Genomic DNA, 25,608 nt, shown 5'->3' on the forward strand with positions numbered 1-25,608 from the left:
TACCGCCGGTAGCGGAAGTACCATCTTGCAGAAGGCAAACGAGAGGAATACAGGTGCAAATCAGCGTGAATTGCTTCCTCGGCGACGACCCGGAAGGGTCGCTGGTCGACGACTACGTGGCGGAACTCGCGAAGCTGCGCGACGAGGGATTCAGCCGGGCCTGGGTGGCTCAAATGCCCTGGCAGGCCGATGTTTTGACGGTGCTAGCGATCGCGTTCCGCGAGGTCGACACGATCGAGGTCGCGACGGGTGTGCTGCCGATCCAGAATCAGCAGCCGATGCTGATGGCGCAGCGCGCGCTCACCCTCAGCCTGATCTCCGGTGGCCGATTCATCCTCGGGCTGGGCATGACCCATCGCATGGTCACCGAGGGAATGTGGGGGATCCCGTGGGACAAGCCGGTGCGGCGGCTTGGCGAATACCTCGACGGCCTGCTGCCCTTGCTGGACGGGAAGGACGCCAATGCCACGGGCGAGACGGTGACCACCCGCGGAGCGGTGCGCGTTCCCGGTGCGCCAACGCCACCGGTGTACATCGCGGCCCTGGGGCCGCAACTGTTGCGCTTGACGGGGCGGCGCTGCGCGGGGACGGAGACGTGGATGACCGGGCCCAAGACCCTCGCCGAACACGTCGGGCCCACGCTTCGCCGCGCGGCCGCCGAGGCCGGTCGCCCGGACGGCGCGGTGCGGGTGGCGGCCTCGCTCCCGATCGCGGTCACCGACGACGTCGAGAGGCTGCGCGCACAAGCCGCCGAGCAGTTCGCGCTCTACGGGCAACTGCCGTCATACCGGGCAATGCTCGATCGCGAGGGCTACCGCGACCCGCAGGATGCGGCCATCATCGGCGACGAGACGGTCGTCACCCAGCGCCTCGACGAATTGCGCGCGGCCGGCGTCGACGAGTTCGTCGCCTATGCATTCGACACATCCGAAGAGGGCCGGGCCCGGACCCGCAGCCTGCTGCGGGAGTACGCCGGCTAGTTGGCCGTCGGCGTTGGGTGTGAATTGTGGGCCTTGCGTGTGAATCCTGGGTGGGAAGATCGCGCGATTCCCGCCACTTGTACACGCTGAAAGCCCTGGATTCACGCGCCGGCAGGCACCGGATTCTCAGGCCGTCCAGGGGCCGATGCCGCCGACCTTGTCGATGCGGATGCGCGTGAGGAATCCCGGCGGCGCGCCCTCCGGCGGGAAATTCATGTTCGGATCGCCCAGGACCGGGTTGAGCTGCGTCAGGAGCTCGGGCGCCCCGCCCTCGACGATTCGCGCAGTCCCGGTGACGGACAGGTAGGGCCGCATGCCCTGGCCGGCCTTGTCCAGCGCCAGGATCGTGACGGCCACGCGGGGATCGTTGCGGACGTTGCGCACCTTCTTGTGTTCGGCGAGGTGCGCGGTGACCAGTTCGTCCCCGTCGGGCGTCGACTGCAGCGCGACCCAGACCACGCTCACCTGGGGGCTGCCGTGGGGATTGATGGTGACCAGGGTGGCGTCGGCACCCTTGCCGATGAGATCGCGCGCGGCGTCGTTGAGTTTCATGCGTGCTTATACCGTCGTGCGGGGCGATTCATTCCCAATACATATCGGGCAAGAATGGCATTTGAATCTGGCCAGTTGGCTGTACAAGCGCCTGACGCGGCTCCTAGCGTCGTTCACGACATGACCGATCACCAGGAGCCCACCGGCATCGAGCACCTCCGCGGCGAATTACTCGATCGCATGGATGCGCAGCATTTCGACGACTGGTCCCCCGCCCTCTTGCGCGCCCTCATCGCCGTCTTCGACCTGAACGGGGTCACCCCGGCAGCCCAGCGTGGCTTCCGGCCTTATCTCGTGAGGTAAAGGCCCTCCCGCGGTTGCACTTTCGCGGATTAGGCTCGCGGCGGTGGAGATGTGGGAATTGGTCGCCCGTGAGCGCATTCGGGACACGCTCGCGCGGTACAACTGGTCGGGCGACGCCGGCCGCCTCGACGGCCTCGCGGAGACGTTCTGCGTCGACGGCATCCTCGAGATACGCGGGCTGGAGCCGCTGCGCGGGCGAGCCGCGATCGTTTCGTTCCTCGGCGGCGTCACGCGCAACGTCGCCCGCGACGTCGACGTCAACTCCGTCGTCCGGCACAACGTCGCCAACGTGCTCTTCACCGGGCTCACACCCGACGAGGCGCGCGTCTCGTCGTACTTCACCGTGGTTACCCTCATCGGGCTCGACCACTTCGGCCGCTATCGCGACGTCCTGGTGCCCGACGGTGACACCTGGCTGATCAAGCATCGCAAGGTGTCAACCGACTGGGCGGCCCCGGATTCGAAAATGGCCCGCTGATCCGGGGCCGGTCAGATGAATCTTGATGGCGATTTCGTTAAATGTATCGCCCAGATGTTTGCCACATGCCGCCCAACGGCTACAGATTAGGGATCACATCAAGAGATTGCGGTCCTCTCCGATGCGGTGGGTCATCGGAGTCCGGGGGTTGACCGCCGGTCATATGACCAGGGGTCACGACCGCGCGAATGAGATGGGCGGGGAATGCAGCGACTTAGTGGGCTGGACGCGTTCTTTTTGTACCTGGAGTCACCGACGCAGCCATTGAATGTTTGCTGCATCTTGGAGCTCAACCCGGAAACGAAACCCGGGGGGTACACATTCGAGGGGTTCCGGAGGGCGCTGTCGACACGCGTCGACGCGGTGCCCGAATTCCGCCTCAAGCTGGCCGACAGCCAACTGAACCTCGACCATCCGGTCTGGGTCGATGACGATCGCTTCGACCTGTCTCGCCACCTGCACCACGTGGCGCTTCCCTCGCCGGGCGGACCGAAGGAGTTAGCGGAGATCTGCGGGCACGTCGCGGGTCTGGCGCTCGATCGCGACCGCCCGCTGTGGGAAATGTGGGTGATCGAGGGCCTGCACGGCACCGAGGCGCTCTCGGTCGTCCTCAAGGCCCACCACGCGGTCGTCGACGGGGTCGGCGGCGCCAACCTGCTGGCCCAGCTGTGCAGCACCGTGGCCGATCCGCCGCCGCCCAACCCGGCGGAGCGCGCCGGCGCCGCGAGTCCCCTGCAGATCGCCGCGTCGGGGCTGATAGGAGCCGCGTTGCGGCCGTGGCGGCTGGCCAAGGTGGTACCGGCGACCGTGCTGACGCTCGGGCAAACCATCCTGCGCGCGCGCGGCGGTGGGCCCACCATGGCCGCCCCGTTCGCCGCGCCGCCGACGCCGTTCAACGGCCCGTTCAGCCGGCGCCGCAACGTCGCGCTGACCACCGTGGACCTCGACGACGTCAAGACGGTCAAGAACCGGTTCGGCGTGACGATCAACGACGTGGTGACGGCCCTGTGCGCGGGGGCGCTGCGGCAGTTCATGTCGGACCGCGGCGAGCTGCCGGACAGCCCGATGGTGGCCAGCGTGCCGGTGTCGGTGCGGGGCAGGTCCGACCGGCCGGGCCGAAACCAGACCACGTGGATGCTGTGCCGGCTCGAAACCCACATCGATGACCCGGCCCAGCGACTGGTCAGCATCGCCGAAGGCAATGCCTGCGCGAAGGACCACGCCGCCGCGATGGGGCCGACCCTGCTGCAGGACTGGACGCAGGTGGCCGGGCAGACCATGTTCGGCGCCGCGATGAAGCTGCTGCCGCGAATACCGTTGCCCGAAAAGCCGCCGCACAACCTGGTGATGTCCAATGTGCCGGGTCCGCAGGAGCAGCTGTACTTCCTGGGTTGCCGGGTCGACGCCATGTATCCGCTGGGGCCGATCATCGCGGGCGGCGGGCTCAACGTGACCGTCATGTCGCTCAACGGCCGGCTGGGTATCGGCATCATTTCCTGCCCCGACCTCGTGCCGGACCTGTGGACGCTCGCCGACGCGTTTCCCGCGGCGCTCAAGGAATTGCTGGATTGCGCCCCTCCCGGTGCGGGCTAGCGTTCGGCGCGGCTGTGTTTCAGGCCGGCGCCGAGGCGCCGATCGTCAACACGGCGAGGCGGCACCCGTCCGGGCCCGCGCGCCAGGCGTGGTCGACGCCGGTGAGCACCGCGCTGTCCCCGACGGCCAACGGGTGCGCGCCGTCATCGAGGATCAGTTCCACCGAGCCCGCGAGGACGACGTCGAAATCGACGGTGTCGGTGTGGTGCATGGCGAACTCGGCGCCCGGGGCGTACTCGATCATCGTCCAGCGCAGCGCGCCGGGCGCGACAACCAGGTCGAGGAGGTCGGCGGCTCGCCCACCCGCCGCGATGGACGGCAGGGACGGCGCCGCGTACAGCACCGAATAGAGCAGGCCGCCGCGACCGGCGTCCCCGTGCAGCGTGACGGGTTCGTCCCGGGCCGCGCACGACCGCCCGGACGCGTCGACGCCGGTGATCAGCAAGCGGCCTGACATGGCCCCAGACTCTAGATGACCGATCGGCGGGACATCGCTCCCGCTGGCCGGGGCGGCGTGGCAGGGTGACACCCGTGGCCAACACTGAACTCGTTGAACAAGACCTGCGCGAAATCGGAACTCCGAAGGGCGCATTGCGCTACTACGACTGCGGCCCGGATTCCGCGCCGGCGCTGCTGTTCCTGCACGGCTCGGGTCCCGGGGTCACCGGCTGGCGTAACTTTCGCGGGATATTGCCGACGTTCGCCGAGCACTACCGCTGCCTGGTCCTGGAATTCCCCGGGTTCGGCGTCAGCGACGACTTCGGCGGCCACCCGATGGTCATGGCGTTCGGCACCGTCGGGCCCTTCCTCGACGCGCTCGGTGTCGAAAAGGCGCACATCGTCGGCAACTCGATGGGTGGCGGCGTCGGCATCAACTTCGCGATCCAGAATCCCGGCCGCGTCGACCGGCTGGTGACCATCGGCGGCATCGGCACCAACATCTTCAGCCCCAGCCCCAGTGAGGGCATCCGCCTGTTGCAGGAGTTCGTCGAGGACCCGACGCGCCAGCGTCTGGTCGACTGGCTGAAGTCGATGGTGTACGACCAGTCCCTGGTCACCGACGAGCTGATCGAGGAACGCTGGGCGCTCGCAACCGATCCCGTGGCCCTGGACGCCGCCCGCCGGATGTACGGCAAGGCCGCGTTCGCCGCCATGAACGCCGGGATGGCCGCCTCGGACCGGCCGATGCCGTGGGCGGTCATGCACAAGCTGAGGGCGCCGACGCTGCTGACATGGGGCCGCGACGACCGGGTGAGCCCGCCCGACATGGCGCTCCTCCCGATGCGCACCATCCCGAACGCCGAACTGCACATCTTCCCGAACTCGGGGCACTGGGCCATGATCGAGGCCAGGCAGGCGTTCGAAAGCACCGTGCTGGCGTTCCTCGCCCGCTAAGACGACTTGGCGGATCCTGCGAGGCCCTTCAGCAACAGCGCGTGCGCGTCCGGGCTGCCGTCGAGGACCCGGCTGGTGCGGGTGGTGATCTGCCAGCGGTCGTCGATGCGTCGCAGCGCGAAGTGGTGCGCGGTTGCCCGCCATACGCGATACGCCCCCTTTTCGCCGCGCTCGCGGATGAGCACCAGCGACTCGCAGACCGCCACCGCCTCGTCGCCGGCGAGGGTGACGACGCAGGGTCCGAGGAAGTGGCTGCAGCCCTTGGCCACCAGCTCCTGATGGGCCTCCGAGCTGATCATCGCGTGCACGTCGGCCCGGCTCTCCATGCGTAACCCATCGACGTCGTAGACGCCGTCGGTCGCCCACAGCCGCGCGGCCGCGTCCGGGTCTCCGGCGTCCACGGCCGGACCGTACGAGGCGATCAACTGCCTGATGTCTCGATCGTCCTCGAGCCGGCGCAGCCGCGCCGCCAAGTCTTCGATGTCTGTCATGGTTTCTCCTCATCCGGCACGCATTTGCGTCCGCTCACCGGGAAGGGCTTCGGGTTCGGCGCGGACTGCGGTAGACCATTAGTACGCCCCCCACAGGTAAGGACCAAACATGAGCGAGCGGGTACTTGACCAGGTTGTGGCCATGGCCGATCAGTTGCGCGACCAGGCCGCCGAAGCCGAGAGGATCGGCCGACTCACCGACGACACCGTCAAACTCATGAAGGGGGCCGGGCTGATCCGGCTGCTACAACCCAAGGGCTACCAAGGCTTTGAGGTCCACCCGCGCGAGTTCGCCGAGACCGTGATGGCCACCGCAGCGCTGGATCCGGCCGCCGGTTGGATCGTCGGCGTGGTGGGCGTGCACCCCTACCAGCTGGCCTATGCCGATCCTAAGGTGCCCGCCGAGGTGTGGGCCGACGACGTCGACACGTGGATGGCGTCCCCCTACGCGCCGCAGGGCGTTGCCAAGCCTGTCGAGGGCGGCTATATCTTCAACGGCCGCTGGCAGTTCAGCTCGGGCACCGACCATTGCGACTGGATCATCCTGGGCGCGATGCTCGGCAACGAGCAGGGCATACCGTTGATGCCGCCACAGATGCTGCACATGATCCTGCCCCGCAAGGACTACGAGATCGTCGAGGATTCGTGGAATGTGGTGGGGCTACGCGGAACCGGCTCCAAGGACGTCATCGTCAAGGACGCGTTCGTCCCGACCTACCGGACCATGGACGCGACCAAGGTGATGGACGGCACCGCCCAGCGCGAGGCCGGCATGACCGAGCCGCTGTACCTGATGCCGTGGTCGACGATGTTCCCGCTGGGCATCTCCGCTGCCACCATTGGGATCGCCGAGGGCGCGCTGGCCGCACACCTGGACTATCAGCGGGAGCGCGTGGGCGCCACCGGAACCGCGATCAGGGACGACCCGTACGTCATGCACGCCATCGGCGAGGCCGCGGCCGACATCAACGCCGCCCGCCAGGAGCTGCTGACCAACGCCGACCGCATCTACGACATGGTCGCCGCCGGCAAGGAGGTGTCGTTCGCGGACCGCGCGGCCGGTCGCCGGACCCAGGTTCGTGCGGTGTGGCGCGCCGTGGCGGCGGTCGACGAAATCTTCGCCCGCTCCGGCGGAAACGCGGCCCGGATGGACAAGCCCCTGCAACGGTATTGGCGTGATGTGCACGTGGGCCACCTGCATGCCATCCATGTGCCCGGCACCACGTATCACGCGTCGGCGCTGAGTTCGCTGGGCATCGACCCGCCGGAAGGCCCGCTGCGGGCGTTGATTTAACGGCGAACTAGGAGCACGCGATGACCGACCTGAAAAGCCTTGGCTACATCACCATTTCGACGAACGATGTCGACCGGTGGCGGCATTTCGCGTTCGACGTCCTCGGCTTCGCGGAGGGAAAGGGATCCGACCCGTCGGCGCTGTACCTGCGGATGGACGAACGCGCGGCCCGGATCGTCGTCGTTCCCGGCGCGACGGAGCGGGTGCTCACCATCGGCTGGGAGGTGCGCGATCATGCGGCGCTGCAGCGGGTCAAGGCCACCCTTGACGGCGCCGGCGTCGCGTTCAAGCAACTGTCCGTCGACGAGGCGGAGGAGCGCCGACTGGAGGAGGCGATCACGTTCGAGGACCCGTCGGGCCACACGCTCGAGGTGTTCCACGGCCCGGTGCTTGACCACAGCCCGGTGATCACGCCGTTCGGCGCGAAGTTCGTCACCGGCGATCAGGGGCTCGGCCATGTCGTGTTGCCGGCGATGGACCCCAACGGGCTGTTCGACTTCTACACCGACGTCCTGGGTTTCCGTTCCCGCGGCGCGTTTCGGGTGCCGCTGCCGAAAGAGTTCGGCCCGGTGCGGGTTCGCTTCCTCGGGATCAACGAGCGCCACCACAGCCTGGCGATCGTGCCGGCCGCGCATCTGCGCGACCCGCGCGTCGTTCACATCATGGTGGAGGTCGACACCCTCGACGCGGTGGGTCAGGCGCTGGACCGGGTCAACGCCGAGGGCTTCCAGTTGTCCTCCACGCTGGGCCGCCACACCAACGACAAGATGATCTCCTTCTACGTCCGGGCGCCCGGCGATTGGGACATCGAGTTCGGCACCGACGGCATGCGCGTCGACGAAACCTATTACACCGCAGAGGAAATCACCGCGGACAGCTACTGGGGTCACCAGTGGACCGGTGAGATGCCCGCGGCGATGCGGCTATGACGCCCGACACCGACGTCACCCCCGTCGCGGCGTCGTCGATCACGTCGTGGGATCAGGAGGCCGACGTCGTCATCGCCGGCTACGGGGTGGCCGGCGCCGCCGCGGCGGTCGAAGCGGCCCGCTCCGGCGCCGACGTGCTGGTGTTGGAGCGCACCGGGTCATGGGGCGGTGCGGCGGCGATGGCCGGCGGATTCATCTACCTCGGCGGCGGCACCGCGCTGCAAACCGCCTGTGGCTTCAGCGATTCCGTCGACAACATGGCGGCTTTTCTCAACGTGGCGATGGGCCCCGGGGCCGACGAGAACCGGATCGCCGATTATTGCGCCGGCAGCGTCGCGCACTTCGACTGGCTCGTCGGCTGCGGCGTGCCGTTCAAGGCGGAGTTCTTCTCCGAGCCCGGCTGGGAGCCGATGGGCGACCAGGGGCTGATGTACAGCGGCGGCGAAAACGCCTACCCGTTCAACACCATCGCCTCCCCCGCCCCGCGCGGGCACGTCCCGCAGATGCAGAACAAGAAGCAGGGCGAGGCGAGCGCCGGCTACATGCTGATGAAGCCCCTCGTCGAGACCGCCACGGCGGCCGGCGCGCGGGCGCTGTACGACGTCCGCGTGCAAAGCCTGATCGTCGAGTCCGACGGCAGGGTCGTCGGCATCCGCGCCCGCCAGTACGGCGCGGAGATGACGGTTCGCGCCCGCCGTGGGGTCGTGCTCGCGACGGGCAGTTTCGCCTACAACGACGCCATGGTGGCGCGGTACGCCCCGCGGATCGCCGGGCGCCCGGCCGCCTCGATCGAGCAGCACGACGGGCAGGCGATCCGGATGGCGCAGGCGCTGGGCGCCGATCTGGCCCACATGGACGCGACCGAGGTCGCGATCTTCATCGACCCGCAGCAACTGGTGCGCGGCATCCTGGTCAACGGCCGCGGCCAGCGCTACGTCGCCGAGGACACCTACCCGGGCCGGGTCGGGCAGCTCACGCTGTACCACCAGGACAACACCGCTTTTCTGATCATCGACGACGACGCGCAGCAGGAGGCGATGGCCTCGTGGTCGCCGAAGTTCATGCTGCGCCCGGCGACCTGGGTGGCCGACACCGTGGCCGACCTGGAGCGCGACATGGGCCTGGCCCTCGGTTCGCTGCAGGCGACCGTGGCCGCCTACAACGAGGGCGCCGCGCGCGGCGAGGATCCGCTGCTGCACAAGAAGCCCGAGTGGCTCAGGCCGATCGGGTACCCGGTCGGGGCCATCGACCTGCGGGAGAACACCGGCGGCTTCACGCTGGGCGGGCTGTTCACCACGTTGGACGCCGAGGTCCTGCACGTCAGCGGCGACCCCATCCCGGGGCTGTTCGCCGCCGGCCGGTCGACCGCGGGACTGGCCGCGTGGGGTTACGCCAGCGGCATCTCGCTCGGTGACGGCAGCTATTACGGCCGCCGCGCGGGCCGGTCGGCCGCCAAGGGCTGATTCCTCGAGCGGTGTTCGCCGGGCTCGCCCGGCCACCAGACGCAAAAGCCCCCGCATTACCCGCGGGGGCTTTTGCGTCTGCTCGCGGTCCACTATGTTCCTAATAGGAATATGCCAGCCCGATACCTTGGAGGACCGATGGCAGGACCTACCACTCCCACGGCCGTCATCGATCGCATCTCCCTGGTCCTCGACGCGTTCGAGGGGCCCGGGCGGCTGACACTGGCCCAGATCGTCCGCCGGACCGGCCTGCCGCGCTCGTCGGCGCATCGGATGCTCGAGCGGCTGGTGCAACTGCGCTGGCTGCGCCGAAGCGGGCGCGACTACGAGCTCGGCATGCGGCTGGTCGAGCTGGGCTCCCTCGCCGTGCACCAGGACCGGCTGGTGCGGGCGGCCGGGCCGCTGCTCGGCGAATTGCACCGCGCCACAGGGTTTGTCGTGCATCTGGCGGTGCTCGACGGACCCGACGTCGTCTACCTGGACAAGATCGGCGACGAGAGAATCCCCACTCGGGTGGGCGGGCGCCAGCCGGCGCACTGCACGGCCGTCGGCAAGGCGATCCTGGCCTACCGCGAGGCCGACGCCGAGCTCGATCTACGGGTCCGCAAGACGAAGTACACGATCCGTAGCAGCGCGCAGCTCGCGGTCGAATTGGCCAAGGTGCGGGCCCACGGTGTCGCTTTCGAACGCGAGGAGTCGCTGCTCGGATTCGGTTGTGTCGCAGCGCCGATCGGGAGCCCCGGCGAGGCAGTGGCCGCGGTGTCGGTGTGCGGTCCGATGAATCGCATGATGTTCGATCAACGGCTGACGGCCCCGGTGCGCATGACCGCGATGGGCATCTGGCGCAACGCCGAGGACGGCCCGCAGCGCGTCGCGCCGACCCTACAGCCGCTGCGGCCCTTGCGGCCCATCTCACGGCCCGCCTTGCAGTACGCGTGAATCCGTTCCGTGGCGGCGTCGCGGTCATCACCGGGGCCGGCGCGGGCATCGGCGCGGGACTCAGCCGTCACGCCGCCGCATCGGGGATGACCGTGGTGCTCGCCGATGTCGACGCCCGGGCGATCGCCGCACTGCGCGAGGAGCTTTGCGCCGCAGGAGGTTCGGCGCTCGACGTCGTGTGCGAAGTGCGTGACCCGGAGGCCATGCGTGACCTCGCCGAACGGACCTACCGCGATGTCGGTCCGGTGCGGCTATTGGTGAACAACGCCGGCGTCGAACAGTTCGGCTATCTGTGGGACACACCCGTGGCGAACTGGCGCCGCGTCGTCGACATCAATGTCAGCGGAGTGTTTTACGGCGTGCGGGCCTTCTTGCCCAGGATGATGGCCACCGAGGAGCCGGCCTGGGTGTGGAATTTGTCCTCGGTCGGCGGCGTGCTTGCGGCGCCGTTGCAGGGGCCCTACATCGTGAGCAAACACGCCGTCCTCGCCTTGACGGAGTGCTTGTATCTCGACGTGCAGGCGGCCGGACACGACCACCACATCCACGTGCAGGCGGTGCTGCCGGGGGCGGTGGTTTCCAACATCTTCGAATCCGCCGGGGGTGTCGACCCGTCCGCCGCAACCGATCCCGCGGCCGCCGACCGGCAACGCTCGGCCATGCTGGAGGTCAAGGCGGGGGCCATGGATTCGCTTACGGCCGCAGCCAGGATTTTTCAACAGGCCGCCGAAGGCCGGTTCTACCTTCTGACCGATCCGGAGTATGTCGGGGCGGCCATGACCGAACGAGCGAATGTCCTTGCACAGCAACGGCGACCGACGGTGCGTTAGCGCCGAATCCCGCCGCGGAATCCCCCAGCCATTTTGCATTCAAAATCCGGCCTGTTTCGCTACCTCGCCGCGGCGCCCAACACGTGTAATCTCCCGTACCGGATGGTGCGGAATAGTCGCGGGGGGACCCGCGCCGGCGTGAAGCCTGCAGGGAGTCCCTGCCCGAGCCGCTGCGAAAGGACGCATGCCAAAAAGCACTCAGAGCCTGCGGCCCCACTTCGAAGACGTGCAGGCCCACTACGACCTGTCCGACGATTTCTTCGCGCTGTTCCTAGACCCGACCCGGACGTATACCTGCGCCTACTTCGAGCGCGACGACATGACCCTGGAAGAGGCCCAAATCGCCAAGATCGATCTGGCGCTGGGCAAACTCGGCCTCCAGCCGGGCATGACGCTGCTCGATGTGGGCTGCGGTTGGGGTTCGGCGATGGTCCGTGCATTGGAGAAGTACGACGTCAACGTCGTCGGCCTGACGCTGAGCAGGAATCAAGTGGCCTACGTGGAGGAGTTGTTCGCCGCATCGGACAGCCCCCGTTCCAAGCGGGTGCTGCTCGAAGGCTGGGAGCAGTTTCACGAGCCCGTGGACCGGATCGTCGCGATCGGCCCGCTTGAGCATTTCGGCTACGACCGCCACGCCCCCTTCTTCAAGTGGGCCCATAACCTGCTGCCGCCCGACGGCACGATGCTGCTCCATACCATCGTGGTGTTGAGCCGCGAGCAGATCCGGCAGCGCAACCTTCCGTTGACGATGTGGCATATCCGCTTCGTGAAATTCCTTCTGGAAGAGATCTTCCCCGGCGGCCGCCTGCCCACGGTGGAAATGGTCGAGGAGAATTCCACGGCGGCCGGGTTCAGCGTCAGCCGGATCCATCGGCTGCGGCCGCACTACAAGAGGACCCTCGACCTGTGGGCGGCGGCCCTGGAGGCGCACAAGAACGAGGCGATCGCGATCCAATCGGAAGAGGTCTACGAGCGGTACATGAGGTACCTGACCGGTTGCGCCGAGTTGTTCCGCGACGGCTATACCGATTTGTGCCAGTTCACGCTGGAAAAGGGATAGCCCTCGAGCCCCGCGAATCGGAGCGGGCGTAGCCCCAACGGCCCACGGGAGTTTGCTGAATATAAAATTGGGCGCTCCGAATATTTTAATCTAGGCTGCCGAACTGCCGCGATAACTATTTACATGATCTTTACGCGGAGCTGTCTCCAGTTGCTGGCCCTGTTCCCCGCGGGGTAGGTTGGTCGGGTTTGCAGCCGCGGCCAACGTCGATCAGCGGCCTCCTCTCGCGAATAACCGCGAAGCAACCATTCGTCTCGTGTTTGAAAGGGGTTGCGCGTGCGACAGATTTCGCCGCTGCGGGTCATCTCGACGGGGCTCGGGGCGGCCGCGGGAATTGGCGACGCGGCCGCCAGGTTGGCCGCCGCCGGCCTTGATGTCGTCGCGCTGCCCGTCCGCGTGGGCGCAAAGGCGCTCTCGGGTGAGGTTTCCCGCTCCACGCTGAGCCGGCGGTGCGGGCGCGGCGACGGCCGGCTGTGGATCGAGGTGCGCGGCGTCGACGGTATGAGCGGGGAGGCGCGTGGCCGCGCCGTCGTTGCTGCGCTGCGGGCCCAGCCCGGCGTCACGCGGGTCAGCCTGAACCGTCCGTTGTCGCGAGCAGTTGTCGAGATCGACAACGACGCGGCGTCGCTCGACGACCTCTGCTCGGTGCTCGACGACCTCGAAAAGGAATACCGGGCAAGCGACTCAACGCGGCCCGGCAGCCTGCCCGGTGACGGGCTGCTGTTGGCCACCCGCGGCGCGATGGTCGCCGTGAACGCCGCCGGGTTCGCGGTCGCGGTCGCCAGCCGGGCGTTGCGGTTGCCGGCTGCCCCGATCGCCGTCGAGGCCGTGTCGGCGATCGCGAATCACCAACCGTGGCTGCGCCGTGCGCTCGAGGGCGGGATCGGCCCCGGCGCCACGGACACTGCACTGTCGGTGTTCAGCACCGCCGCGCATGTCGTCACGTTGTCACCGGCGAAGCTGTCCGTCGACCTGGCGATGCAAAGTTTCAAGGCCGCGGAGTCCCGGGCCGCCGCGCGGGCATGGGCCCGCTACGAGCCGGAATTGGCCCGGCATGCCGACGAATCGGAACTGCACCACTTGCCGCGCGCGGTTCCCGCCCCAGAAGGCTCGATCGAACGCCATGGGAAGCGCGTGGCGTGGGCGCAGCTGATCGGTGTCGGCCTGACGGGGGCGCTCACGCGCAACGTCACCATGGCGTCGAACGCCGCGCTGGCGACTTCGCCGAAGGCGATGCGCACCACGCACGAGGCGTTCGCCACCACCCTCGGGCGCGGCCTGGCAGACCGGCACGCGGTGCTACCGCTGCGGCCGGAAAGCCTGCGACGGCTCGACAAGGTCGACGCGGTGCTGATCGATCCCCGCGTGCTGTGCGCCGATCAGATGCGGGTGGTTCGCGTCCGCGACGCCCGCGACGGTGACCTGCAGGAGGTCTGGACCCGCGCACAAGAGCTGCTCGACGAAGGCCCGGCCCCGGGCTGGCACCGCATTCCCGTGCGCGCCACCGACGAAGCCGAAGGCAGCGACGCCGTCGAGGCGCTCATCGCCCCGGCGCCCCACCCGCTCGCGTCGGCTCTGATCACCCGGGCGCGCGACTCCGGTACGCGCCTGGTGTCCGTCGACACCGACCTGCTCGGTGACCTGCGTCCCGCGTTCGACGACGTCCAACCGGCCGGCCACGGCGACATCGACCGCGCGCTCGCCGACGCGGTGTCCGCGCTGCAACGGGACGGGCACACCGTCGCGGTGTTGTCATCCTTTGGCGCGCAGGCCCTTTCGGGCGCCGACGTGGCGCTGGGGATCAGGCAGGACACGGATGCTCCACCGCCCTGGAACGCGGACCTGATGCTCGACGACCTGGCCGGAGCGTGGCGGGTGCTGCATGCGCTACCGGCGGCCAGGAGGGCGAGCCAGCAGGGCATCGCCATCTCGGTGGGCGCCTCGGCGCTGGGCGCGCTGTTCATGGTGCCCGGGGTGCGCAGGTTGCGCGGGCCGGGCCCGGTGACCATCGGCGCCGTCGCGGGTCTGCTGTCGGGATACCTGTTGGCGCTCGGCACGATTCGCACGCCGGTTCCCCGGCCGGCGCCGGCATTCGAGTGGCACGCGATGTCGCCGGGGCGGGTCCGCGAGGTGCTGGCGGCGCTCCGTGACCCCGACGAGCCCCCTGCCACAACGGGTTCCGACCAGGACGGCGCTCGGTTCCCCGCCGCGGCGTGGGAGTTCGCCAGGGCCGCGGTCGCAGAGCTGACCGGTGACTCGTTGACGCCAATCCTCGGATTGTGTTCGGCGGCCACCGCGGTGCTGGGGTCGCCGACCGACGCGGTACTGGTCGGCACCGTGCTGACCGGGAACGCGCTGCTGTCGACGGCCCAACAGCTTCGGGCCGAGAACCGGCTGAACCGCCTGCTCGCTCAGCAGACCCCGCCGGCCCGCGTGGTGACCCAGGGGCCCGACGCCCCACGCGGCTACCGAGAAGTCGTCATCGAGCAGCTGCGCCCGGGCGATGTGATCGAGGTACGCAGCGACGAGGTGGTGCCCGCCGACGCCCGGGTGATCGAGGCGCACGACCTCGAGGTCGACGAATCGTCGCTGACCGGTGAATCCCTGTCGGTCCAGAAGCAGGTCGAGGCCACGCCCGGGGCCGAGCTCGCCGAGCGCCGCTGCATGATCTACGCCGGCACCACCGTGGTGGCCGGCACCACGGTCGCGCTGGTTACCGCCGTCGGGGCCGACACCCAGAGCCGTCGCGCGGCCGAGCTGGCGTCCGGTGACCTGCCGACCGTCGGCCTGCACCATCAACTCAGCCAGCTGATGAGCCGCGCCTTCCCGTTCAGCGCGGGCGGCGGCATCGCGGTCGGTGCCCTCGGCCTGCTGCGCGCCGGTGGCCTGCGCCAAGCCCTCGGCAGCGCCATCGCCGTCGCCGTGGCGGCCATCCCCGAGGGCATGCCCCTAATGGCCACCCTCGCCCAATCCGCGTCGGCCCAGCGGCTGGGCGAATGCGGGGCGCTGGTGCGGGTGCCACGCGCCGCCGAGGCGCTTGGCCGCGTCGAGGTCGTCTGCTTCGACAAGACCGGAACGCTGAGCGAGAACCGCCTCCGCGTCGCCGAGGTGCACCCGGTGGCGGGCCATTCCAGCGACGACGTCCTGCGGTGCGCCGCCCAGGCCGCACCGGCAGACGACGGCAACCCCCACGTCCACGCCACCGACGAAGCCATCATCAAGGCGGCGGACGCGGTAGCGGGCTCCGGCCCCCGACCCGATCCCGACGCGCACCTGCCGTTCCGCTCCGGCAGGGCCTTCTCGGCTTCGGTGACGGGTACGCAGTTGACCGTCAAGGGCGCGCCGGAAGTGATCTTGGCGGCGTGCGGGGAAGTCGGCGCGGAGGTGGATGACGCGGTCGCCGCCCTGACGACTGCGGGACTGCGGACCATCGCGGTGGCCCAACGCCGCCTGAGCGCGGCGCAGGCGCGAGCGCTGCGGAAAGACCCCGACAACATCACCGGACTGTGCGAGATGGGCTTGACGCTGACCGGGTTCCTGGGCCTCTCGGACACCCCGCGCCCCCAGGCGCCACAGCTGCTGGCGGACCTGGCCGCCCGCGGCGTGGCCATCCGGCTGATCACTGGCGACCATCCCGTCACCGCCACTGCGATCGCCCGCGAACTGGGGGTGCCGGTGAGCGCGGACCAGGTGATCACCGGGTCCGAATGGAACGGGTTGTCTCGGCAGGATCAGCAGCGCGCGGTGTCCGAACGGGTGATCTTCGCCCGGATGTCGCCGGAGAACAAGGTGCAGGTCGTCCAGACGCTCGAACGCGCGGGGCGGGTGTGCGCCATGGTGGGCGACGGCGCCAACGACGCCGCCGCGATCCGGGCCGCGAGCGTCGGCGTCGGTGTGGTGGCGCGCGGCAGCGACTCCGCCCACACCACCGCCGACCTGGTCCTGACCGACGGCCGGATCGAGACGCTGGTGTCCGCCATCGACGAGGGACGCCGGCTGTGGCGCGGCGTCCAGGCGGCCGTGGCCGGCCTGCTCGGCGGCAACGCCGGCGAAGTGATCTTCTCGGTCATCGGCACGGCGCTCACCGGGACCTCGCCGCTGAACACCCGACAGTTGCTGCTGATCAACATGCTCACCGACGCGTTGCCCGCGACCGCGGTCGCCGTCAGCACGCCCGCGGGGCCGGTGCAACGGGTGGGGCACGGCATCGACGAGCGCGCGCTCATGCGAACCGTTGCGGCACGCGGGGCGCTCACCGCCACCGCCGCAACCACCGCCTGGCTGATGGCCTCCGTGACCGGGCTACCGCAGCGGGCCTCCACCGTCGCGCTGATCTCGTTGGTCGCCGTCGAGCTGGGCCAGACCGTGGTCGATTCACACGCGCCTCTGGTGCTGCTCACCGCCGCCGGCTCCTTCGCCGCGTTCACGGCGATGATCACCACCCCGGGGATCAGCCAACTCCTGGGCTGCACGCCGGTCGGCCCGGTGGGCTGGGCGCAGGGGCTGGGCACCGCCTCGGCCGCCGTCCTCGCCGTCGCCGCCACCAACCGGTTGCGGTCGGGCCGTCGGGACGAACAGTCACCACGCACCGAAGACCCGGGACTCGACGAGCCCGCCACGTCCGCCCCACCACCAGCGCAGCACGGCGGATCCCCGGCGCCGCACTCGGCGGTGCTGACGGCCCCGGCGAAGGCCGCACGGGCGCTGAAATTGGTGGAGCGACACCAGCATCGGGTTTCGGCAGAGGTGGTCAGCGACCACCCGTGAGCCCGGGGGCGTCCGCCACCGCCTCGTCCACGATCGACAACGCGCCCGCTCGCGCCGCGTCCAGGATCGACTCGCTGAGCACGGAGCACACCAGGAAAACGCCCCGCCCCGCGTGCGCGGAGATCTTGTGGGCCTCGGCAAGTTCGGTGCACCGGGCGGTCGCGTCGGCGTTCCACTGCACGCTGGTCTGATTCCAGCTGCTCTTGCGGGCCAGCTACCCGCGCGCCGCAGTCGCGGCACGCAACGGGCGCCATGGGCATCTCGTCGAGCCGGTTGTCCGTCCTGACGGACGATTTCAGCGTCATAGCGCCGGGCCGACGGCCGCCTGGGCCGCCATGCTGTCTCGACCTCGTCCATCCACGCCTGGTATGGCCGAGCGGCGTCGAGCTCGAATTCGAAGCGATCCACCATGTCTGGCGTCACGTCGGCGGCGTCGACGTAGAACTGCTGGTACCAACGACGGAGCTGATAGACGGGGCTGTCCTCCTCGACCAGCAGCGGATTGTCAATGCGCGCCAGGCGATCTCGTTGCCCTTGACTTCGCCCTGCGACAGGTCACCCCCCATGTGCCGGCAGTAGCCGTCGAGCATGTTGATGTTGCCGTCCCCGCCGCGGAAGGCGACGAGCTTCTCGCCAAAGTCCTTGATCGCGTCCGGCTTGCCGTCGCCGAAGTCCCGAATCAGGCCCCGGCAATGCCAGCCGCGGGCGAACTGGGACGGTGCGGGCTGGGCTTCGATGAGCCGAGTTGTTCCGCGACGGTTATACGGATTTGTGCCAGTTCACGCTGGAAAAGCGGATAGCCTCCGATCTGCTCCCACTGGTCAGGACGAGACTTCTTTCCCTCGGCGCGGCGGCATACGGTTCAGCACGTGGCCCCACACAGCACGACGATCCCGGCCGGGCTTCCGGTCGCCGACACGACCGTCGATCTGTTGGTAGTCGGCTCGGGTACCGGCATGGCCGCGGCACTGGCCGCCAGTGAGCGCGGGCTGTCGGTACTGATCGTCGAGAAGTCCCCGTGTGTGGGCGGTTCGACCGCCCGATCCGGTGGCGCGCTGTGGCTGCCGGCCTCCCCCGTGTTGCGCGAGGCCGGCGCCGACGACACGGTGGAGCGTGCGGGCACGTACCTGGACTCGGTAGTCGCGGGCTCGGCATCCGCGCAGCGGTCGGTCGCCTTTGTCGAACACGCGTCCCCGATGGTCGAGATGCTGAGGCGGACGACTCCGCTGCGGCTCTTCTGGGCCCGCGACTACTCCGACTATCACCCGGAGGAGCCGGGTGGCAGCGCCGCCGGCCGTACCTGCGAGGCTCGCCCGCTGGACACCTCGATCCTCGGCGAGTACCGCAGCCGGCTGCGGCCCAGCGTGCTGGAGTCCGGCTTGCCGATACCGACAACGGGTGCGGACTACCGCTGGATGAACCTGGTGGCGCGGGTGCCGCGCAAGGGCGTGCCCACGTTCGCCAAGCGGCTGGCGCAGGGCCTGGGCGGCCGGCTGCTGGGCCGGCGGTACGCGGCGGGCGGGCAGGGCCTGATGGCCGGGTTGTTCGCGGGTGTGCTGCGCGCCGGCATCCCGGTGTGGACCGACACCACGCTGCTTCGGTTGCGCGCCGACGGCGACCGGGTGACGGGCGCTGTCGTCGACCACGACGGCCGCGAAGTGACAATCACTGCCCGGCGCGGGGTGGTGCTGGCGACCGGTGGGTTCGACCACCGCATGGACATGCGGTGGAAGTTCCAGTCGGAGTCGTTGGGCCCCAACCTGAGTCTCGGCGCCGAATCCAACACCGGCGACGGGATCCGGGCCGGCCAGGAACTGGGGGCCGACATCGACCTGATGGATCAGGCGTGGTGGTTCCCCGCCATCGCGCCGCTGCCCGGCAAGGCACCGGCGGTGATGCTGGCCGAGCGCTCGCTTCCCGGTTGCGTGATCGTGAACCAGCACGGGTGCCGGTTCGCCAACGAGTCGGCGGACTACATGTCGTTCGGCCAGCGGCTGCTGGAGCTGGAGCGGTCGGGCAGCCCCTTAGAGGCGATGTGGATCGTCTTCGACCAGCAATACCGCAACAGCTATGTCTTTGGCGCCGAACTGTTTCCGCGGATGCGGATCCCGCGGAGTTGGTATGACGCCGGCATCGCGGTACGCGCCGACAGCCTCGGCGAACTGGGCGCGCGGATGGGAGTCCCGGTGCCGGAGTTCGTCCAGACGATGACCCGATTCAACGAAAACTCCTCGGCGGGTGAGGATCCCGAGTTCGGCCGGGGCCGCAGCGCCTACGACCGCTATTACGGCGACCCGACGATCAGGCCGAACCCGAACCTTCGTCCGCTGAGCAAGAGACCGTTCTACGGCGTGAAAATGGTTCTGAGTGACCTTGGTACCTGTGGCGGGCTCAAGACCGACGAGCGGGCACGGGTGCTGCGCGAAGACGGCCTGGTCATCCCCGGGTTGTACGCGATCGGCAACACCGCCGCCAACGCATTCGGAACCACGTATCCGGGTGCCGGCGCGACCATCGCCCAGGGACTGGTGTACGGCTACATCGCGGCCGTGGAGGCGGCCGGTTAAATGCGCTCCGGGGCCCGACGCCGCAGGGCCAGCCCACCTTCGAAGGGCCGGTACCCGAACGCGGCCGGCGCGCGATAGCCGGTGTCCTCGAGCGGCGTGCGTACCTCTGCGACCGTCGGACCGATCTTGGCGGCAACCGGCGCCAGCGAATCGAGGTCGAACCGGTACAGTCGGCCCGCGTTGCCGCCCAGGATCTTTCGGCAGTCGTCCTCGGATCGGTCGGCCAGCGCCCAGCGGATCGCCAGCTTGGACTGGGGCGCGAAGCCCTCCTCATGGGGATAGTCGCTGCCCCACATGATGTGGTCGGACCCCATGAAGTCGATCATCGCCGAGTCGAACGGTGCCAGCTCGCTGGCCAGATAGCAGTTCCGCTTGGCGTATTCGCTCGGTGCCATGCTCAATGCGTCGACCGACGACCCGCCGAACATCCCGTAGGTGCGGTTGTGCGCCTCGGATTTCATGGTCGGCACCATAGCGTCGAGCATCGCCAATTGCGGTGGCACCCAGAGCGTTCCCTGCTCGGTCGGCGCGAACCGCAGGGTCGGGTATCGCTCGAACACGCCGGCCAGAATCAGGTGACCGAGCGTGCGTTGGGCCCAAAGCGCCATCTCGGTGATCAAGACCGCGTTGGACGCCGGCTGGTCCATCGGCATCTCGGGGCTACCGGCCCCGGCGTGCTGCACCACCGTCAGGTCCAGCTCCGCGCACAGTGCCCAGATCGGCTCGTAGCGGGTATGGAAGAGCGGGGCGACCTCAGGATCGCCGGGCGAGACCGCGGGGATCAGCACGCCGCCGAAGCAGCCGTGCTGGACTCCCCAGCGGATCTCTTCCAGTGCAAGGTCGACATCGTTGGGGAAGATCTGGATCAACCCGCGACGCCGGTCCGGGGCCAGCGAACAAAAGTCGATCTGCCACCGGTTGTGGGCCTGCACTCCCGCCCACCGCTTCTCAAGCTCGTCGCGGGTCCGCGGCAGGCTGATGGTGATGTTGGGCGTGGTCGGGAAGAACGGCGGGACCGTGTTCGGTAACAGCACTTCGGCGGCGACCCCGTCGGCATCCATCTCGGCGATCCGGAGATCGTGATCCCAGTTTCGGTCGGCCGTCGCGATGATCAGGTCATCGAACGGGCTCACGTATTCCTTGGCCCAGGCGTCGAACTCGTCATGCAGGCGAGCGGGCAGATACCGCTTGTAGTCGTGAAGGTCCGCGCCCGCGTGGGTGTCCGTCGAGATGACCACATACCGATCGATCGTGTCCCAGCTAGCAGCCATCTGTCCTCCGCCGTTGGTGCGAATGTGTGTACTACGTTCCGCGCCCGCCGAACAACTGGCGAGGTCCATTCTCATTGAGCGGGACACCAGTTGGCGCGTGGGATCGGCTATTCGGCTTCGCGCCTGGCCTGAACCTGCTTCTCGACCTCGCGCCAATAACCCGGCGTGGTGCGTGGTTTGCCGTAACCACCCTTGGGCGCCTTCTGCAGGATGGCGTCGGCCTCGTCGATCTCCTTGATGAGTTCCAGGGCGAACTCGCGCTCGGCGGCGTAGTACTTGGCCGCCCAGCGCAGGGCGAGCACCGAATACGCCCATGCCGGTTCCGCCTCGGCGCCCTCGGCGTCCTCGACGGCCTTCCGGTGCCTGGCTTCGGCGTAGGCCACGTGCTCCTGCAGCAGTTCCTTCAGCCGCGCCGGATTGCTGAGGTGGCCGAACGTGACTCGCATCAGCATGCTGTGCTTGAGTACCGGCGGATCCACCGGTGCATCATTAGTCCACTGGGTGACGGCCGCCATCCCGGCCGGGGTGATCTTGTAGAGCCGCCGGCTGCGGGCGCCCTCGTCGTGTTCGACCCGCGACGTCACCAGACCCAGGCCCTCGAGCTTTTTCAGCTCGGTGTAGATCTGGCTGTACGACGGGCTCCAGTAGTACAGGTCGACGCTCCAGTCGATCCATTTTTTGAGGTCGTAACCGGAGACTTCCTCCTCGTAGGACATCATGCCCAGCAGCGCCCAACTGGTGGCGGCGAGCGCCGACTTCACCGACTTGTCGCTGGGCTCAGGCATTTCCCCAGGTTAACAACACGAGCTCAGCTGAACCCGCGCGAAGGACCGCTGGCCGGGACACCGAATCGCTCGGCCTTATTAGGCCTGTTTGGCCCTCGACCGATCCATCCACAGCAGCACGACCCCCACTGCGGTGACGATGACCGCGGCCGCATACACCATCAGCCCGAACGCCGGCGCGACGGTCACGAACCCTTCGCCCTCGTTGTTTTTCGTCGACACGGTGTGGAACCAGACGAACGTCAGGGCACCCAGCAGGCCGACCACCACGCTGAGTCCGAACAGCCGGCTGGCCGGCATTCGGGATCCCCACAGCGCCGGCAACGCTAAAAACCCGGCCACGACGACCAACAGGATGACGACGAACTTGGCCGTTCCGTCTGCCGCCGCCCCGTGCGAGCTCAGAGTCCTGCCGAACAGCTTGAGGCTGACCGTCGCGAACGGCAGGAAGATCGAGATGACGGTGACGAGAAGTCCACCGAACACGATCCACGCGGGCACCGACATCCCTGCCGCGAGGGACTTCACCGCCGCAAGGCTCTCAGGGACCTTGGGTCCGCCGGCGTCCGGATTCGGCGGACCGGGTGGCGTCCATCGTTGTGAGCCGGGCGGTGAATAGCCGGGTGGCGGGGGCGGTCGATTGGCCGGCTGAGGCGGCCGCGGCGGCCCCGTCGGCGCCGGCGGGCGCGGGGGCAGGGGCGGCAGGGGCGCCGCGCGGGTCTGCGCCGCCGAGGGCAGATTAGACCCGGGCGGGCGGGGCGGCGGGGGCTGCAGCGGTGTGACCTGGGTCGGCGCGGCAGAGGGCGGGGGTTGCTGCGGCTGGCTGACCGGCGGTCGCGGGTCCCGCGCATCGGGTCTGCGCTGTCGCTGCGGGGTCCAGGTCCGACCGTCCCAGTAACGCTGGGCGTTGGGGTCTTGTGGATCGTCGTACCAACCGGGCCGGTTGGGCGTCGTCATGGGCGGATCCTCCCCTGTTGACCGAACTGCACCCGCAAACGCGAGAATACGCGCGGCCACATGTGAGGACCGGCCATGCGCCTCAGTCGCGCAGCGTGCGCCCCTCCGCGTCGGGCACCTTGCCGACGAGGATCATGATTCCGTCGATCAGTGGCCAGATGGCCCCGATCCCGCAGGTCAGCCAGGACACCGCGATTTGGGCGATGCCGATGTTGGTGTAGCCGAGGTAGAAGCGCCCGACGCCGAAACTGCCCACGAAGATCTGCAGCAGCCCGGCGAGGAGCTTGCTCTTGTCCGACAGCGGCCGGCCGTAGGGGTCGACGCCGAACGGCGCGCCGCCGTACGGGGCGACGCCCGAGCCGGCGGCAGCGGTGTTCGCGTGCCATTGCTGGCCGTCCCAATACATTTGGCCGGGCTGGCCGCTCGGATCCGGGTACCACCCGGGGGACGGCTGTTCAGTCATTGTGTTTCCCTCTCTGCTGAAGGCGATGAATGCGTGTGTGGCTCACCGATTTAGCCGGGCTCAACGGTGACGCCAATCATTGCACCGCCGGACCGGATTTGTCCGGTGTGGGATTAGTTCTCCCGCAACCGATCGACGATGAGCGCTCGTGCGGCGCGGCCTTCCCGTGTAGGAGTGAGGGGGTAGACGTGCACCAAGCCGGGCTGTTCGTGGTAGTCGATGTGCACGCCGGCCGCCGAGGCCTTTTCGGCCAGCAGTCGCGCGTCGGGGTTGAGGATGTCGCGGGTGCCGCTGAACACGGTCAGCGGTCCCAGGCCGGACAGGTCGGCGTTCAGGGGGCTGACCATCGGGTCGGTCATCGGGAGGTCACCACACCAGCGGCCGGCGAACTCCAGCAGGCCCACCCGCGTCAGCCACGGATCGTCGACCGCGTCGATCAACGGGTTGGTCAGCGACACGTCCAGGACGGGCGAGATCAGCACGGTTTCGGACAGGACCAGGCTGCGCTCGTCGCGCAGCATCAACGCGACCGACAACGCCATCTGTCCCCCGGCGGAATCACCGGCCAGGCACACGGAGTGGTCGGCCGCCGCCTTTTCGGCCACCAGTTCGGCGATCGTGGGGACCACCTCGACCGCGGTGGTGAACGGCACCAACGGATAGATCGGCACGACCACTTGCACTCGCGCGCCGGCGGCGATCTGGGCCGCCAATTTCCAATGCTGCGAAGCGATTTCGTTGACCCAGGCCCCTCCGTGCAGGTAGACGACCGTGCGCTGTGCGGTGCGCGAGGCGCCGGAGGTCAGGGTGTAGATCGGCCAGACCGAATGCCGGTCCAGGTGCAGGTTGACCTCCTTGGGCAACCCCGGCGGGGGCCCGTAGAACTGTGGATGCGCGGCGCGCCGGTCGATGTGATCGCGGGCGGTTTGCGCGCTGCGGTAGGTGCGCGCCCGCGTCAGCCGAATAACCGCCGGGAGGGCCCGACTCCTCCAGCTGGGGCTCACCTGATCTCGACCCCCCGCTTGCGCACCCACACCAGGGCGGCGAGGGTGCCCACCATCCACACCGCGGTGGCGATGGCCAGGTGCACGAAGCTCTTCGTGTCGCGCCCGAACACCGGCCAGATCAAGGCGGGGACTTTCGTCCACAGCAGGCGATGCTCCACCCCGTTCATCGGGTCGGCGACGTAGTACAGCGCATATGGCAGGGTCAGCGCCAAGATCCAGGCGCCGGTGCGGCGACGATTGCCACGCTGCCGCCACCGCCGCAGCAGCGGCTCGACGCTCACCGGGTGCACCACCGAGAAGAAGTTACCGACGCCGAGCCAGGACACGATAGGCACCGCGACGGTGGGGATCGTCACCGCCAGGCTCGCGGGCGTTTGGAACCACAGGGTGAGGACCATCGCCGTCAGCAACGTCGGCAGCCCGACGATCGCCAGCAGCGCCAGGTTCTTGATCAGAAGCACTCGCCAGAACGGCACCCCGTCGGACAACGCCTGTTGGACGCGGTAGTGGTCGGCGCCGAGCAGGTTGGTGGTGGTGACGTCCGCGAGGACCCAGGAGGAGAAATAGGTGCCGACCAGGACGGCCCAGTCGTGGTGGTGGCGCCCGGGCGTGAGTGGCTGCACCAGCAACCAGGCAGCGGCGAAGACGACGTTGGCCACCACGCCCATCAGCCAGTTGCGGGGCGGCGTGAACGCCCAGCGGATCTCGGCGCCGACCGCCGGCCCGAGGTTTTGCTGCAGGTCCTTGGCTGCCCGCCTGGCCGCGGCGGGGCGGGGTGCCGTCGCACGCGCCGCGGCACGCAGCGCAGCGTCCATACGTGGTCGCATCGTCGCCTGTAGTTCCAACATCTGCTCCCCCACATTAGAGCGGTCGTTCATGTCACCACCCGCTCTAGCAACGCTTTTCGCTGCGTGTCGTAGCCGTTGCTAACTCGGCGGTCCGATATAGCGCCGGTGCAGTTCCTGCGTGAGGAGATGGATCTCGCGGGTGAGCTCGGTGTTGGTCTTCAGCTCCAAGTCCTCCATCTGGTAGTCATGATCGGCCCGGGCCTGCTGGAACGCCGCCTGGCGGTTCTGGCCGATCATCACGAAGGTCGACAGGAAGATCGCCTCGAGCGACACGGCCAGAGTCAGGGTGGGCCATGGATTGGCCTCCAGGAACAGCATCCACACCCCGAACAGGGCCGCATGTAGCCAGACAAAGTTCATCGACCCGGCGAACGCGGTGATCCGGTCGGCCAGGCGCAGCTGGAGGTCCTCGCCTCGCCTCCGGGCCTCCTCCAGGACGGCCGGGTGGTGCACCTGGCCGCCCCGCAGCAGCCGGCGCGGAATCAGTTGCGGACTGTGGCGATGGGCATCGGCCTGTGTCGTCATGGGACCCGTTCCTTTCGGTGCCGTGGCGGCGCGCGCCGCTGGCTCATGCTACTGATGCGGCTCCCCGCGTTCCGACGCCCGATGGCGCATACCTAGAACGTGTTACAGTTT

At 68.7% G+C, this 25,608-nt stretch carries 23 protein-coding genes and 2 pseudogenes; 13 read left to right on the forward strand and 12 right to left on the reverse strand.

Annotated features, from left to right (window positions below):
* Positions 1-47 precede the first annotated feature (47 nt).
* Positions 48-980, forward strand: a complete 933-nt coding sequence (locus AC5Y5E_RS27355; protein WP_499906883.1) for a TIGR03564 family F420-dependent LLM class oxidoreductase — start codon at positions 48-50, stop codon at positions 978-980.
* Between the two features lie 126 nt (positions 981-1,106).
* Here AC5Y5E_RS27355 and AC5Y5E_RS27360 read toward each other — a convergent pair whose 3' ends face one another.
* Complete coding sequence (locus AC5Y5E_RS27360) at positions 1,107-1,532, reverse strand: PPOX class F420-dependent oxidoreductase (protein ID WP_499906638.1); 426 nt, start codon at positions 1,530-1,532, stop codon at positions 1,107-1,109.
* Positions 1,533-1,652: 120 nt separating this feature from the next.
* Here AC5Y5E_RS27360 and AC5Y5E_RS27365 point away from each other — a divergent pair, with 120 nt between their 5' ends.
* From AC5Y5E_RS27365 to AC5Y5E_RS27375, 3 genes are all read left to right on the forward strand, one after another.
* Entirely contained in the window at positions 1,653-1,835 is a 183-nt protein-coding gene (locus AC5Y5E_RS27365; RefSeq protein ID WP_499906640.1) for a hypothetical protein, read from the forward strand.
* 43 nt (positions 1,836-1,878) lie between these two features.
* Positions 1,879-2,313, forward strand: a complete 435-nt coding sequence (locus AC5Y5E_RS27370) for a nuclear transport factor 2 family protein (RefSeq protein ID WP_499906642.1) — start codon at positions 1,879-1,881, stop codon at positions 2,311-2,313.
* A gap of 204 nt (positions 2,314-2,517) precedes the next feature.
* Complete coding sequence (locus AC5Y5E_RS27375) at positions 2,518-3,906, forward strand: WS/DGAT/MGAT family O-acyltransferase (RefSeq protein ID WP_499906644.1); 1,389 nt, start codon at positions 2,518-2,520, stop codon at positions 3,904-3,906.
* 19 nt (positions 3,907-3,925) lie between these two features.
* Here AC5Y5E_RS27375 and AC5Y5E_RS27380 read toward each other — a convergent pair whose 3' ends face one another.
* Entirely contained in the window at positions 3,926-4,363 is a 438-nt protein-coding gene (locus tag AC5Y5E_RS27380) for a cupin domain-containing protein (protein WP_499906646.1), read from the reverse strand.
* A 65-nt stretch (positions 4,364-4,428) separates the two neighbouring features.
* Here AC5Y5E_RS27380 and AC5Y5E_RS27385 point away from each other — a divergent pair, with 65 nt between their 5' ends.
* A complete protein-coding gene (locus AC5Y5E_RS27385) occupies positions 4,429-5,301 on the forward strand; it encodes an alpha/beta fold hydrolase (protein WP_499906648.1) in 873 nt (290 codons plus the stop codon).
* Here AC5Y5E_RS27385 and AC5Y5E_RS27390 read toward each other — a convergent pair.
* A complete protein-coding gene (locus AC5Y5E_RS27390) occupies positions 5,298-5,792 on the reverse strand; it encodes a nuclear transport factor 2 family protein (protein ID WP_499906650.1) in 495 nt (164 codons plus the stop codon). The genes AC5Y5E_RS27385 and AC5Y5E_RS27390 overlap by 4 nt on opposite strands.
* A gap of 109 nt (positions 5,793-5,901) precedes the next feature.
* Here AC5Y5E_RS27390 and AC5Y5E_RS27395 point away from each other — a divergent pair, with 109 nt between their 5' ends.
* From AC5Y5E_RS27395 to AC5Y5E_RS27425, 7 genes are all read left to right on the forward strand, one after another.
* On the forward strand, positions 5,902-7,086 hold the full coding sequence (locus tag AC5Y5E_RS27395; protein WP_499906652.1) for an acyl-CoA dehydrogenase family protein: 1,185 nt from the start codon (positions 5,902-5,904) through the stop codon (positions 7,084-7,086).
* 20 nt (positions 7,087-7,106) lie between these two features.
* Positions 7,107-8,015, forward strand: a complete 909-nt coding sequence (gene bphC, locus AC5Y5E_RS27400) for a biphenyl-2,3-diol 1,2-dioxygenase (RefSeq protein ID WP_499906654.1) — start codon at positions 7,107-7,109, stop codon at positions 8,013-8,015.
* Entirely contained in the window at positions 8,012-9,478 is a 1,467-nt protein-coding gene (locus AC5Y5E_RS27405; protein WP_499906655.1) for an FAD-dependent oxidoreductase, read from the forward strand. Before bphC ends, AC5Y5E_RS27405 begins: the two co-directional genes overlap by 4 nt.
* A 138-nt stretch (positions 9,479-9,616) precedes the next feature.
* On the forward strand, positions 9,617-10,417 hold the full coding sequence (locus AC5Y5E_RS27410) for an IclR family transcriptional regulator (RefSeq protein WP_499906657.1): 801 nt from the start codon (positions 9,617-9,619) through the stop codon (positions 10,415-10,417).
* Positions 10,414-11,247: an SDR family NAD(P)-dependent oxidoreductase gene (locus tag AC5Y5E_RS27415; RefSeq protein ID WP_499906659.1), complete on the forward strand. Its 834-nt coding sequence runs from the start codon at positions 10,414-10,416 to the stop codon at positions 11,245-11,247. Before AC5Y5E_RS27410 ends, AC5Y5E_RS27415 begins: the two co-directional genes overlap by 4 nt.
* A gap of 184 nt (positions 11,248-11,431) precedes the next feature.
* Positions 11,432-12,307, forward strand: coding sequence for a cyclopropane mycolic acid synthase family methyltransferase (locus AC5Y5E_RS27420; RefSeq protein ID WP_499906661.1), 876 nt, complete (start codon positions 11,432-11,434; stop codon positions 12,305-12,307).
* 276 nt (positions 12,308-12,583) lie between these two features.
* Positions 12,584-17,074, forward strand: a complete 4,491-nt coding sequence (locus tag AC5Y5E_RS27425; protein WP_499906663.1) for an HAD-IC family P-type ATPase — start codon at positions 12,584-12,586, stop codon at positions 17,072-17,074.
* Here AC5Y5E_RS27425 and AC5Y5E_RS27430 read toward each other — a convergent pair.
* Positions 17,058-17,379: pseudogene (locus tag AC5Y5E_RS27430) on the reverse strand (ferredoxin). The gene AC5Y5E_RS27425 and the pseudogene AC5Y5E_RS27430 overlap by 17 nt on opposite strands.
* A gap of 37 nt (positions 17,380-17,416) precedes the next feature.
* Positions 17,417-17,811: pseudogene (locus AC5Y5E_RS27435) on the reverse strand (Rieske 2Fe-2S domain-containing protein); the annotation flags it as partial.
* A 132-nt stretch (positions 17,812-17,943) separates the two neighbouring features.
* Between AC5Y5E_RS27435 and AC5Y5E_RS27440 the strand changes: the two are divergent.
* A complete protein-coding gene (locus AC5Y5E_RS27440; RefSeq protein ID WP_499906665.1) occupies positions 17,944-19,641 on the forward strand; it encodes a 3-ketosteroid-delta-1-dehydrogenase in 1,698 nt (565 codons plus the stop codon).
* Here AC5Y5E_RS27440 and AC5Y5E_RS27445 read toward each other — a convergent pair.
* The 7 genes from AC5Y5E_RS27445 to AC5Y5E_RS27475 all read right to left on the reverse strand — a co-directional run bounded on the left by AC5Y5E_RS27445 (position 19,638) and on the right by AC5Y5E_RS27475 (position 25,497).
* On the reverse strand, positions 19,638-20,912 hold the full coding sequence (locus tag AC5Y5E_RS27445; RefSeq protein ID WP_499906666.1) for an amidohydrolase family protein: 1,275 nt from the start codon (positions 20,910-20,912) through the stop codon (positions 19,638-19,640). The two genes, AC5Y5E_RS27440 and AC5Y5E_RS27445, sit on opposite strands and share 4 nt — an antisense overlap.
* Before the next feature lie 107 nt (positions 20,913-21,019).
* Positions 21,020-21,697 (reverse strand): PadR family transcriptional regulator, encoded by a 678-nt coding sequence (locus tag AC5Y5E_RS27450; RefSeq protein WP_499906668.1) that lies wholly within the window; start codon positions 21,695-21,697, stop codon positions 21,020-21,022.
* A gap of 78 nt (positions 21,698-21,775) precedes the next feature.
* Positions 21,776-22,654, reverse strand: coding sequence for a DUF2510 domain-containing protein (locus tag AC5Y5E_RS27455; RefSeq protein ID WP_499906670.1), 879 nt, complete (start codon positions 22,652-22,654; stop codon positions 21,776-21,778).
* Between the two features lie 82 nt (positions 22,655-22,736).
* Entirely contained in the window at positions 22,737-23,117 is a 381-nt protein-coding gene (locus AC5Y5E_RS27460; protein WP_499906672.1) for an NINE protein, read from the reverse strand.
* Between the two features lie 113 nt (positions 23,118-23,230).
* Positions 23,231-24,121 (reverse strand): alpha/beta hydrolase, encoded by an 891-nt coding sequence (locus tag AC5Y5E_RS27465; protein ID WP_499906674.1) that lies wholly within the window; start codon positions 24,119-24,121, stop codon positions 23,231-23,233.
* Positions 24,118-24,939, reverse strand: a complete 822-nt coding sequence (locus AC5Y5E_RS27470) for a hypothetical protein (RefSeq protein ID WP_499906884.1) — start codon at positions 24,937-24,939, stop codon at positions 24,118-24,120. The genes AC5Y5E_RS27465 and AC5Y5E_RS27470 overlap by 4 nt, the downstream gene beginning before the upstream one ends.
* Positions 24,940-25,050: 111 nt before the next feature.
* The gene (locus tag AC5Y5E_RS27475; RefSeq protein ID WP_499906676.1) at positions 25,051-25,497 is read right to left on the reverse strand and encodes a DUF1003 domain-containing protein; all 447 of its coding nucleotides are present in this window, start codon (positions 25,495-25,497) and stop codon (positions 25,051-25,053) included.
* Between the last annotated feature and the right edge of the window lie 111 nt (positions 25,498-25,608).

This window comes from Mycobacterium sp. NGS54, from assembly GCF_059812465.1.

Bases quoted from the DNA above. Each gene is read 5' to 3' on its own strand.
- AC5Y5E_RS27390 (WP_499906650.1), bottom strand. From the start codon at position 5,792: ATGACAGACATCGAAGACTTGGCGGCGCGGCTGCGCCGGCTCGAGGAC.
- bphC (WP_499906654.1), top strand. From the start codon at position 7,107: ATGACCGACCTGAAAAGCCTTGGCTACATCACCATTTCGACGAACGAT.
- AC5Y5E_RS27470 (WP_499906884.1), bottom strand. From the start codon at position 24,939: ATGGACGCTGCGCTGCGTGCCGCGGCGCGTGCGACGGCACCCCGCCCC.
- AC5Y5E_RS27420 (WP_499906661.1), top strand. From the start codon at position 11,432: ATGCCAAAAAGCACTCAGAGCCTGCGGCCCCACTTCGAAGACGTGCAG.
- AC5Y5E_RS27455 (WP_499906670.1), bottom strand. From the start codon at position 22,654: ATGACGACGCCCAACCGGCCCGGTTGGTACGACGATCCACAAGACCCC.
- AC5Y5E_RS27375 (WP_499906644.1), top strand. From the start codon at position 2,518: ATGCAGCGACTTAGTGGGCTGGACGCGTTCTTTTTGTACCTGGAGTCA.
- AC5Y5E_RS27460 (WP_499906672.1), bottom strand. From the start codon at position 23,117: ATGACTGAACAGCCGTCCCCCGGGTGGTACCCGGATCCGAGCGGCCAG.
- AC5Y5E_RS27365 (WP_499906640.1), top strand. From the start codon at position 1,653: ATGACCGATCACCAGGAGCCCACCGGCATCGAGCACCTCCGCGGCGAA.
- AC5Y5E_RS27445 (WP_499906666.1), bottom strand. From the start codon at position 20,912: ATGGCTGCTAGCTGGGACACGATCGATCGGTATGTGGTCATCTCGACG.
- AC5Y5E_RS27405 (WP_499906655.1), top strand. From the start codon at position 8,012: ATGACGCCCGACACCGACGTCACCCCCGTCGCGGCGTCGTCGATCACG.
- AC5Y5E_RS27450 (WP_499906668.1), bottom strand. From the start codon at position 21,697: ATGCCTGAGCCCAGCGACAAGTCGGTGAAGTCGGCGCTCGCCGCCACC.
- AC5Y5E_RS27475 (WP_499906676.1), bottom strand. From the start codon at position 25,497: ATGACGACACAGGCCGATGCCCATCGCCACAGTCCGCAACTGATTCCG.
- AC5Y5E_RS27410 (WP_499906657.1), top strand. From the start codon at position 9,617: ATGGCAGGACCTACCACTCCCACGGCCGTCATCGATCGCATCTCCCTG.
- AC5Y5E_RS27360 (WP_499906638.1), bottom strand. From the start codon at position 1,532: ATGAAACTCAACGACGCCGCGCGCGATCTCATCGGCAAGGGTGCCGAC.
- AC5Y5E_RS27395 (WP_499906652.1), top strand. From the start codon at position 5,902: ATGAGCGAGCGGGTACTTGACCAGGTTGTGGCCATGGCCGATCAGTTG.
- AC5Y5E_RS27380 (WP_499906646.1), bottom strand. From the start codon at position 4,363: ATGTCAGGCCGCTTGCTGATCACCGGCGTCGACGCGTCCGGGCGGTCG.